Here is a 10265-nt window from a genome sequence, read left to right on the forward strand (position 1 = left end):
GTGCGCGACGGGCTGTTCGCCGCCCTCGATATCGGACTCGTCTTCGCCCTGGCGCTGGGTGTCGGGGTCTGGCAGCTCATCGCGGTCCGCCGCAGCATCCGCCGCGACCGGGACGGCAAGGTGGATTGAGGCCACGGTTACCGACGGCGGCCTCCGGGCCGTGACGGCGCGGTGAGCCACTACCCCGCGATCCGGCCGCCCTCATCCGTCGCGGTCACGCGGTCGGCGGATTCGGCGAGCGCGACGTCGCCCTCCAGCAGGCACCCGACCGGGCGGCCGTCCACGAAGCCGAGCCGCACCCGGATCTCGGACAAGCGGCCCATAGCCCGACCCTGCAGGATCCGGATCGGACGGTCGTCCGGCTCGATGAGGCCGTCCTGCAACAGCCCGAAGGCCAGGGCTGCGGCCGCGATGCCCGTGGCGGCGTCCTCGGGATAGCCGGAGGCGCGGGGAAACTGCCGCGCCTCGAACAGCCGGGCCGGGCCGTCGAGCACGGCGTAGGGATAGAGCCCGGTCGATCCGATCCGCGTGCAGGCAGCCTCGACGGCATCGCTTGCGGGCGCGAGGGCGTTCAGCGCCGCCGCGTCGCGCATCGGCACGAGCGTCTTGATCCGGGACGTCACAGCGTTGTGGACCGGCCGCGCAGCGAGGGCGTCGCGTCCGATTCCGAGCGCCGCTTGGGCTGCGGCGCTCTGCTCGTCCATCAGGGGCCGCACGCGGCCGACCGACTGCGTGATCGCGACGCTCCAAGCATCCGCGCCGCGCGGGCTGACGAACCCCGTTACGGAACCGCTGCCGGTGGCGATGCGGGCCGCCCCCTCCGGCAGGCGCCCCTCACGGGCGAGCACCCACAGGACGCCGATCGTGGCGTGGGCGCACATCTCCATCTCGTGGTTCGGCACGAAGAAGCGCAGGTGCAGATCGTGGGCCGGGTCATCGGCCGGCAGCGCGAAGCCCGATTCGTGGCCGTACCGCCGGGCGACGCCCCGCATGGCCTCCGCGTCGAGGGCCCGCGCGTCGGAGACGACGGGACAGGGATTGCCGCCCGTGCCGGCGTGCGTGAAGACGTCGACCACAGTCACGGGCGGCATCGGCCGGCCCTCACTGGAGGTGGCGGGTATAGGTGTCGCCGGCCGCCGCCTTGAGGGCCGCGCCCGCCTCGCGGCCGATCCGCTCCGCCTCCGCGACGGGCCCCTGCCGGGACGCCGCCCAGTGGCGGCTGCCGTCGGGCAGGAAGAGCAGCCCGTCGATCCGCAGAGTGTCCCCGTCGATCTGCGCCAGGGCGGCGATGGGCGTCCGGCAGGACCCGTCGAGTTCCGCGAGCAGCGCCCGCTCGGCCGAGACCGCGATGGTGGTCCGCGCGCAGGCGATGGGCGCCAGGAGGTCGCGGATCGCCGCGTCGTCCGAGCGGCACTCGATGCCCAGGGCGCCCTGCGCCACGGCCGGCAGCATCTCCTCGACCGACAGGACGCTGCGCGCCATGCTCTCCAGGCCGAGGCGCTCCAGGCCCGCGATGGCGAGCAGCGTCGCGTCGCACTCGCCGGCCTCGAGCTTGCGCATCCGGGTGTTGGCGTTGCCCCGCAGCGGGACCACTCGGAGATCGGGCCGTCGCATCAGCACCTGCGCGCCGCGGCGGAGCGACGAGGTCCCGACCCGGGCGCCGGCCGGCAGCCCCGCCAGTCCGTCGGCGTGCGGCGACAGGAACGCGTCCCGCGGATCGTCGCGCTCGAGGATGCAGGCGATGGCGAGGCCGTCGGGGAGCCAGGTCTCCACGTCCTTCATCGAATGCACGGCGACGTCGACCTCGCCGGCGAACAGGGCCTGCTCGAGTTCCTTGGTGAACAGGCCCTTGCCGCCGATCTCGGACAGGGGCCGGTCCAGGATCTTGTCGGCCACGGTGGTCACGACCACCAGCTCGGTCTCGAGGCCCGGATTGGCCGCCACGATCCGGTCGCGCACCATCCCGGTCTGCGCGAGCGCCATCGGAGAGCCGCGGGTGCCGATGCGCAGGGGGCGGTTCAACATCTGTTCCGGATCGCTTCGCTGGACGAGACATTGCCTTATAGACCGAGCGCGGCGGCAGGCCACATTCCGTCAACCGGTTTCGGGCCAGGGTCTCGCGGCCGTGAAGGCGGCCCGCCCCGCTTTCGCCGGACTGCGCGCCTAGCGGGACCCCGGCGGGTTCTGGAGCCTACAGGTCTTATCGCGATGCTGATCATGCCGAGCCGCCGGCAGTTCCTGACCGGGCTCGGCGTGGGCGCCGGCCTCACCGCCGCGACGGGCGTCTACGCCTTCGACGTCGAGCCGCTGCACCGGCTGGTGGTCACGTCCTACGCGCCGTCCCTGCCGCGCTGGGATCCGGCGCTGCGCCTGCGGGTGGCGGTGCTGGCGGATTTCCACATCTGCGAGCCGTACATGCCGTTCGACCGGGTGGCGGAGATCGTCGCGGCCACCAACGCCCTCGCGCCCGATCTGGTCCTGCTGCTCGGCGACTACCCGGCCGGGCGCATCGCGTGGCGCAAGCTGCCGCTCGACCAGTTCGCCCGGATGATGACCGAGCTGAAGGCGCCCCTCGGCACGCACGCGATCCTCGGCAACCACGATTGGTGGGACGACCACGCCGTCCAGCGGGCCGGCCGCGGTGTTCCGGCGGTGCGGCGCCTGCTGGAGGCGCAGGGCATCCCGGTCCTGGAGAATCAGGCCGTGCGCCTCGTGAAGGACGGGCGGCCGTTCTGGCTGGCCGGGCTCGGCGACCAGCTGCCGTTCCTCAACGCGTGGAGCACGTTCAGCCTGGCCGACCTGCCGCGGACGCTGCGAGCGGTCACGGACTCGGCGCCCGTGATCCTGATGGCCCACGAACCCGACATCTTCGTCTCCGTGCCCGACCGCGTCTCGCTGACCCTCGCCGGCCACACCCATGGCGGCCAGGTCCGGCTGTTCGGCCACGCCCCCGCCATCCGGAAGGTGCGCGGCCACGATTACTCCTACGGCCACATCGTTCAGGACGGCCGCCACATGATCGTCTCGGGCGGTTTCGGGATGAGCCGGATCCCCGTGCGGATGGGCGTCCCGCCGGAGATCGTCCTCCTCGAGCTCGGCACGTCGGACGCGTCCGCGACCGCCAGCTGAGCGCGCGAGAGCGTCACGCGGACGCCGACGGTCGCCGCATCGGTGAAGTAGATCCAGGTCGCGCACAATGGATGTGTCGCCTGCGCGCGCGATCCCGCAAGTCACAGCGGTCATTCGCAGGCATTGACGCGGGTTTGACACACCGAGATGTGCGTGGGAGCGTCCCGCGTCGATTCGATCTGGGGACGCTCATGCCGATCCTGCTCGGCCTCATCGGGATCATCGTCGCGGGACTGTTCTGGATCTTGCGGACGCACGGGACCGTCAAGGGCCTGCAGGAGGTCAACCGGGACACGAAGGGGCTTCAGCGCCGCGCTGTCTCGACCTTCCAGAACCTCGTGGGGACGCCGTTGCAGCGCGTCCGCGACCCGCGCTTGGCGGCGGTGATCCTGATGATCCAGCTGGTCCGGACCGGCAGCCCCCTCACCGCCAGCGAGAAGACGCGGATCCTCGAATACATCGAGCGTCCGCTCGAGGTGGATCGGATCTCGGCCACCTTCGAGAAGGCCTGGGGCTACACGCAGGCGCGTCTCCCGTTCTCGCAGGTCGCCGACGCCCTGGCGCCGCTGCTGCGCGACGCGCTGACGGTGTCCGAGCGGGGCGAGTTGATCGCGATGCTGACCCAGGTGGCCAGCGCGCATTCCCCGCCCAGCGAGTTGCAGCGCGAGGGCATCGCCCGCCTCAAGCGGCGCCTCCTCGTCGGCGAGGGACCCGTCCTGGTCAGGGGGCGGGGCGAATCCGCCTGATCCGCATCGGGGTGGGGCGCGGCGCGCCGGAACGCCGCGCCGCTCGCCTTTCCGGACCGCCGCGCTACCTCGCGGGCATGCGCGCGCTCCTGCCTCTCCTCGTCCTCACCGCCCTCTCGGCCGGCGCCGGCCCCGCCTGGGCACAGTCCTGCGACGCGCTGGTCGACAAGGTCACGGCCGAGACGGCGGCCAAGACGGCCGAGCGCCGGAGCGACTACGCGAGCTTCACGGCCGGTCCCGACATGACCCTGACGCTGGCCTGCGGCGGGCCAAACCTGTCCTCTGTGGGCGCGCAGTTTCGCGGGGCGAACCCGCCCGACCGCTACTACGACCTGTTCGGGCAGGCCGGGCACGCGGTGACCGGCATCGATGCCGCCGTGATCACCGAGGCCGCGCACCGGGCCCAGGCGACGGCCACGAAGCTCAGGCACAGCAACGTCGATCTCGGCGGGGCCCGGGTCACCTGCTCAGCGATGGTGTCGGCCGACAAGGGCCCGCTGACGCTGTGCGCGGTGATCGAGAACAGCAACCGCAGCTGAGACCGGCGGCGGCGCGGCCGCCGGCCCGTGCGCCCGCCTCAGAGCGGGATGTTGTCGTGCTTCTTCCAGGGCTGCTCCATCTTCTTGGTGCGGAGCATCCCGAGGGCCTTGGCGATCCGGCGGCGGGTCGAGTGCGGCATGATCACCTCGTCGATGTAGCCGCGCTCGGCCGCCACGAAGGGCGAGAGGAACCGGTCCTCGTACTCGCCGGTGCGCGCCGCGATCTTCTCCGGGTCGCCGATCTCGCTGCGGAAGATGATCTCGACCGCACCCTTCGCGCCCATCACGGCGATCTGCGCCGTCGGCCACGCGTAGTTCACGTCCGCGCCGACGTGCTTCGACGCCATGACGTCGTAGGCGCCGCCGAAGGCCTTGCGGGTGATGATCGTGACCAGCGGCACCGTCGCCTGCGAGTAGGCGAAGAGCAGCTTGGCGCCGTGCTTGATCAGGCCGCCGTATTCCTGCGCCGTGCCCGGCAGGAAGCCCGGCACGTCCACGAAGGTGACGATCGGGATGCCGAAGGCGTCGCAGTAGCGCACGAAGCGCGCGGCTTTCCGCGAGGCGTCCGAATCGAGCACGCCCGCGAGCACCAGCGGCTGGTTGGCCACGAAACCGACGGTCCGGCCCTCGATCCGGCCGAACCCGGTGATGATGTTGCGCGCGTAGGCGGATTGGATCTCGAAGAAGTCGCCCTCGTCCACCACGCGGCGGATCAGCTCGCCCATGTCGTAGGGCTTGTTCGGGTTGTCGGGGATCAGCGTGTCGAGGGACGCGTCGATCCGGTTGACGTCGTCGAAGCTCGCGAGCTCCGGCACGCCGTCGATGTTGTTCGGCGGGAGGAAGTCGAGGAGGCGGCGGATCTGGAGGATCGCCTCGACGTCGTTCTCGAAGGACCCGTCGGCGATCGACGACTTGGTGGTGTGGACCTTGGCGCCGCCGAGTTCCTCGGCGGTCACAACCTCGTTGGTGACGGTCTTCACCACGTCGGGGCCGGTCACGAACATGTAGCTCGTGTCGCGAACCATGAAGATGAAGTCGGTCATGGCCGGCGAGTAGACGTCGCCGCCCGCGCAGGGACCCATGATCACCGAGATCTGCGGGATGACGCCCGAGGCCATGACGTTGCGGCGGAACACCTCGCCGTAGCCGCCGAGCGCCGCGACGCCCTCCTGGATGCGCGCGCCGCCGGCGTCGAAGATACCGATGATCGGGGCGCGCATCTTCAGCGCCATGTCCTGAACCTTCACGATCTTCTGGGCATGCGCCTCGGACAGCGAGCCGCCGAACACCGTGAAGTCCTTCGAGAAGAGGAAGACCGTGCGGCCGTTGATCGTGCCCCAGCCGGTCACGACGCCGTCGCCGGGGATCTTCTGCTTCTCCATGCCGAAATCGGTGGAGCGGTGCTGCACGAACATGTCGAACTCCTCGAACGACCCGTGGTCGAGGAGGAGTTCGATGCGCTCGCGCGCCGTCAGCTTGCCGCGCTTGTGCTGGGCCTCGACGCGCTTCTCACCGCCGCCGAGCCGGGCCTGCGCCCGCCGCTCTTCGAGCTTGTCGAGGATGTCCTTCATGGCTGTTCCCGCCCTTCCCCTGCCTGTGACCTGCGACCCGGATCGGGCCGGGTCCAAGCTTATGCGTTCACCGATCGAGCGCCCTTAGCACGCGCTTTTCGGGTGGCAAACCGACGCGGGGAGCCGCGGGATCAGACCTTCGGGGGATAGGGGATGATGGTGGACGGTGCAGGGATCGAACCTGCGACCTTTCCCGTGTGAAGGGAACGCACTACCGCTGTGCTAACCGTCCGTACCGGCGTGCCGCCTGAGCGCACGCCATCGCCGCTCGCCCGTGGGGGCGCCGCGACCCGGTGGCGGGCCTTCTAGAGCGCGGCGGGCCGCGACGTCAAGCGCGGCCGGCGATGTTGGCCGACAGCCGGGCGAGCGTTCGAGCAGGCGTCCAAATTCGCACCGAACTCGGCTGAGCGCCGCCGTCGCCGGCCCGGGGCACGCCGACGTGCGCGCGCGTGAGGTTGACAAGGGCGCCGGCCCGGTGCGCTGTGCGGGCATGCACGATGGGCCAGCGGGCGCGAAGCCCGGCAGCGACGTGACGGTGGAGGGCGCGGCGAGGCCAGGACGGCCGCGCGTCGCGATCACGTATTGCACCCAGTGCAACTGGCTGCTGCGCTCCGCCTGGATGGCGCAGGAACTCCTCTCGACGTTTCGCGATGATCTGGGCGAGGTCGCCCTCGTCCCGGCCACGGGGGGCGCTTTCAACATCCAACTGGACGGGGTGCTCCTGTGGGAACGGGTGCGCGACGGCGGTTTCCCGGACGTGAAGGCGCTGAAGCAGCGCGTGCGCGACCACCTCGACCCGACACGCGATCTCGGTCATATCGACCGGTCATGAGGCGAGGGAACGGCGACGAGCCCGCGTGGCACCGCGGGCCGGGGACGGACCCCGCTTGAGTCCGGACCATCACGCCGAGGGCGCGGGCGTCCCCGCGGTGATTCCCGCGCGACGTTCCTGGCTGTCGCGGCGGCTGCACCGCTTCGGGCGAAACGGCTTCTCGACCCAGGTCTACCTGATCGCGCTGGTGATCGCGCTGATCGGCCCCGGCCTGCTGTTCACCAGCATCCTGCTGATGCGCTACGCCTCCGCCGAGCGGGCACGGTTCGAGCAGGACGCCCGCGAGAACGTGCGCGGCATCGGCCTGTCCCTGGACCGCGACACCGCCGGCCTCGTGTCGGTTCTGCAGACCCTGGCGACCTCACCGCGGATCCGGCAGGGCGACTTCGAGGCGTTCGACGCCCAGGCGCGCCTGGTCCGCGAATCGATCGACCTGGACGTGCTCCTGCGCCGGCCCAACGGGCAGGAGATGGTGAATACCGGCGTGCCGCGCGGCGCGCCGATGCCGGTCGTGACGCTACCCTTCGACCAGGATCTGGCCCGCGGGACGCAGCGCGCCATGGTGAGCGGCTACGTGCCGGGCCCGACGCCGAGCGAGGCCACCTACGCGGTCGGCGTGCCCGTGATGGTCGACGGCGAGGTCGGCTATATCCTGAGCTTCACCGTCCCCCTGTCGCGCCTGCAGGGCATCCTGTCCCGGGAGGTCGTCCCGGGCTGGACGACGGGGATCAGCGACAGGTCGGGCATCGTCCTGGCGCGCCTGCCCGATCCCGAGGCGGTGGTCGGCAAGCAGCGCCTCGCCAGCCTCCGCCAGGTGCAGTCGTCGACGCCCGGGGTCTGGGAAGGCCAGGATCGCCAGCACAAGCCGGTGGTGGTGATCGAGGCGCGCTCGCGGCTCACCGGCTGGATGGTCGCGACCAGCATCCCGCAGGCTCTCGTCGACGCGCGGGTGCGGCGCTGGATCTGGGCCTTCGCGGGCTTCGGCCTGCTGGTGCTGGCCACCTCGTCGCTCCTGGCGGTGAACCTCTGGTCGCGGGTCTCGCGCCCCCTCCGGCTGCTGGCCGCTTCGGGGCCTGCCCTGGCCCGGGGCGAGGCGATCCCGCGCGTGTCGTCGCCGGTCCACGAGATCCAGCGGCTCGGCGTCGTGCTGTCGGAGGCGTCTCTCCGGCTGCGCACCCGGGAGGAGGAGCGCGACCGGGCGCTCGCCGAGACCAAACGCGGCCTGAGCGCCCTGAGCGAGTCCGAGGCGCGCTTCCGGCACATGGCCGATTCGGCGCCGGCCCTGATCTGGATGACCGACGAGACCGGCGCGGTCAGCTTCGCTAACCTCCATTTCGAGCACCTGTTCGGGCTGCCGGCCGCACGGTTCAACGACGACGGCTGGCACCAGATCGTGCATCCCGACGACCTGGAGAATTTCCGCTGCGCCTTCACGGAGGCGTTCGAGGCCCGGATCCCGTTCCGCACGGAGGCGCGGGTGATCGACCGGACGGGCGCGGTGCGCTGGCTCCAGTGCGAGGGCGTGCCGCGGCTCGACGACGCCCAGAACTTCCTGGGCTACACCGGCTGCAACATCGACATCACCGACACGAAGAACGCCGAGGAGCACCTCCTGCTCCTGATCCACGAGTTGAACCACCGGGTGAAGAACACCCTGGCGACGGTGCAGTCGATCGCGGCCCAGTCGCTGCGCGGGCTGGAAGGCGCCGAGGCCGACGCGGCGCGCGCCGCCTTCGAGGCACGGCTCCTCGCCCTGGCGCGGGTCCACGACGTGCTGACCCGGGAGAGCTGGGAGGGCGCCGAACTCTCCGCCGTCGTGGCGGACGCGATCCGGCCGCTGGAGGCCGGCGACGGCCGGGCCTCGCGGTTCCAGGTTCAGGGACCGGCCCTGCGGCTGCCGCCGCGGCTCGCGCTGTCCATCGCCATGGCCCTGCACGAGCTCGGCACGAACGCCGTGAAGTACGGCGCGCTCTCGACCGAGGGCGGCACGGTCGAGATCGCCTGGACGGTGCGGCGCCTGGACGAGATGCAGCTCTCGCTCCGCTGGTCCGAGCGCGGCGGCCCGCCGGTGAAGAAGCCGACGCGGACCGGATTCGGCTCGCGCCTGATCGAGCGCAGTCTGGCGCGCGAGCTCGCCGGCGAGGTGGTGCTGAGCTACGAGCCGACCGGCGTGGTCTGCACCATCGACGCCCCGGTGCCGCCGCCGGGCCTCCTCGAGCGCAAGGGCGTCGCCGCCCCGACGCGGATCGCGCCGCTGCCGCTCGCCGGGTAGGCCACACGGCGCGGCGCGCGCCCGTCAGTGATACGGATCGGCAGCGTCGCGCAGGCCGTCGCCCATGAAGTTGAAGGCGAGCACCGTCACCAGCACGGGCAGGACCGGCAGGAGCAGCCAGGGGTAGAGCTGCACCGCCGCGAGATTCTGCGCCTCGTTGAGCAGCACGCCCCAGCTGGTCACCGGCGGTCTGAGTCCGAGGCCCAGGAACGACAGGGCGGTCTCGCCGAGGATCATGGTCGGGATCGACAGCGTCGCCGACGCGATCAGGTGGCTCATGAAGTTCGGGATCAGGTGGCGGCCGATCACCCGGGTCGGCGAGGCGCCCATCAGCTCGGCGGCCTGGACGAAATCCTCCTCCCGCAGCGCCAGGAGCTTCCCGCGCACCGCCCGCGCGAGCCCCGGCCAGTCGAGCAGGCCGAGGATCACCGTGATGCCGAAGAAGATCAGCAGCGGGCTCCAGTTCGGCGGCAGCGCCGCCGACAAGGCGAGCCACAGCGGCAGCTCCGGCAGGGAGCGCACCACCTCGATCAGCCGCTGCACCCCGGCATCGACGACGCCGCCGAAATAGCCCGCGATGCCGCCGAAGAAGAGCCCGAGCGCGAACGAGATGGCGACGCCCACGAGGCCGATGGTGAGGGAGATCCGGGCCCCGTAGATCATGCGCGAGAACAGGTCACGCCCGAGCTTGTCGGTGCCGAGGAGGAACAGCGTGCCGTTCTCCGGCGGGCAGACGAGGTGCAGGTCGGTGCGGACGAGCCCCAGCCAGTCGTAGCCGTCGCCCCGGCAGAGGAAGCGCAGCGGCTGCGGGGCGGCGGCGTCCACCTTGTAGTCCCGGCGGAACGTGTCGAGGTCGAGATGGGCCCGGTAGGGGTAGACGAACGGCCCGACGAAGCGGCCCTCGTGGAACAGGTGCACGCCCTGTGGCGGCGCGTAGAGGAAGTCGCCGTTGCGGCGGGCCTGTCCATAGGGCGCGAGCTGCTCGACGAACGGCACGGTCGCGTAGAGCGCGAGCAGGATCAGGGACGAGGCCACGGCGAGGCGGTGGCGCAGAAACTTGCGGAGGATGAGCCGCCACGCGGAGGCCGTGGCGACCGGGCTCTCGGTCCGGGCCTCCGGCTCGAAGGGCGCCGGATCGACGAAGTGTCCGGATGCGAGCAGCGCGTCGGTCATCGC

10 protein-coding genes and 1 tRNA gene are annotated in these 10265 nt (G+C 71.4%); 6 read left to right on the top strand and 5 right to left on the bottom strand.

Annotation, left to right across the window (positions count from 1 at the left end):
* Positions 1-129 (top strand): hypothetical protein, encoded by a 129-nt coding sequence (locus tag ASG32_RS35630; protein ID WP_280141588.1) that lies wholly within the window; start codon positions 1-3, stop codon positions 127-129.
* Between the two features lie 50 nt (positions 130-179).
* Here the strand turns inward: ASG32_RS35630 and ASG32_RS17510 are convergent, their stop codons facing one another.
* Together ASG32_RS17510 and hemC are read right to left on the bottom strand one after the other, a co-directional pair.
* The gene (locus ASG32_RS17510) at positions 180-1091 is read right to left on the bottom strand and encodes a PhzF family phenazine biosynthesis isomerase (protein WP_056528596.1); all 912 of its coding nucleotides are present in this window, start codon (positions 1089-1091) and stop codon (positions 180-182) included.
* A 10-nt stretch (positions 1092-1101) separates the two neighbouring features.
* Positions 1102-2025 carry a hydroxymethylbilane synthase gene (gene hemC, locus ASG32_RS17515; protein ID WP_056528598.1) on the bottom strand — a complete coding sequence of 308 codons (924 nt, stop codon included), beginning with the start codon at positions 2023-2025 and terminating at the stop codon, positions 1102-1104.
* A 183-nt stretch (positions 2026-2208) separates the two neighbouring features.
* Between hemC and ASG32_RS17520 the strand changes: the two genes are divergently transcribed.
* From ASG32_RS17520 to ASG32_RS17530, 3 genes are all read left to right on the top strand, one after another.
* The gene (locus ASG32_RS17520) at positions 2209-3129 is read left to right on the top strand and encodes a metallophosphoesterase (RefSeq protein WP_020091969.1); all 921 of its coding nucleotides are present in this window, start codon (positions 2209-2211) and stop codon (positions 3127-3129) included.
* Positions 3130-3320: 191 nt separating this feature from the next.
* The gene (locus ASG32_RS17525) at positions 3321-3875 is read left to right on the top strand and encodes a TerB family tellurite resistance protein (protein WP_056528600.1); all 555 of its coding nucleotides are present in this window, start codon (positions 3321-3323) and stop codon (positions 3873-3875) included.
* A 77-nt stretch (positions 3876-3952) separates the two neighbouring features.
* On the top strand, positions 3953-4414 hold the full coding sequence (locus tag ASG32_RS17530) for a hypothetical protein (protein WP_056528602.1): 462 nt from the start codon (positions 3953-3955) through the stop codon (positions 4412-4414).
* A gap of 38 nt (positions 4415-4452) precedes the next feature.
* Here the strand turns inward: ASG32_RS17530 and ASG32_RS17535 are convergent, their stop codons facing one another.
* Together ASG32_RS17535 and ASG32_RS17540 are read right to left on the bottom strand one after the other, a co-directional pair.
* On the bottom strand, positions 4453-5985 hold the full coding sequence (locus ASG32_RS17535) for an acyl-CoA carboxylase subunit beta (RefSeq protein WP_056528605.1): 1533 nt from the start codon (positions 5983-5985) through the stop codon (positions 4453-4455).
* Positions 5986-6142: 157 nt separating this feature from the next.
* Positions 6143-6217, bottom strand: a tRNA-Val gene (locus ASG32_RS17540).
* Positions 6218-6475: 258 nt separating this feature from the next.
* On the opposite strand from ASG32_RS17540, the gene ASG32_RS17545 reads away from it, so the two are divergent.
* Positions 6476-6817 carry a SelT/SelW/SelH family protein gene (locus ASG32_RS17545; RefSeq protein WP_234082982.1) on the top strand — a complete coding sequence of 114 codons (342 nt, stop codon included), beginning with the start codon at positions 6476-6478 and terminating at the stop codon, positions 6815-6817.
* A gap of 55 nt (positions 6818-6872) precedes the next feature.
* On the top strand, positions 6873-9089 hold the full coding sequence (locus tag ASG32_RS17550) for an HWE histidine kinase domain-containing protein (RefSeq protein ID WP_082557925.1): 2217 nt from the start codon (positions 6873-6875) through the stop codon (positions 9087-9089).
* Positions 9090-9113: 24 nt separating this feature from the next.
* Here ASG32_RS17550 and ASG32_RS17555 read toward each other — a convergent pair whose 3' ends face one another.
* Complete coding sequence (locus tag ASG32_RS17555; RefSeq protein ID WP_056528614.1) at positions 9114-10262, bottom strand: ABC transporter permease; 1149 nt, start codon at positions 10260-10262, stop codon at positions 9114-9116.
* Positions 10263-10265: the final 3 nt, after the last annotated feature.

Origin of the sequence: Methylobacterium sp. Leaf361, from assembly GCF_001424445.1 — a bacterium.
GTDB lineage: Bacteria > Pseudomonadota > Alphaproteobacteria > Rhizobiales > Beijerinckiaceae > Methylobacterium.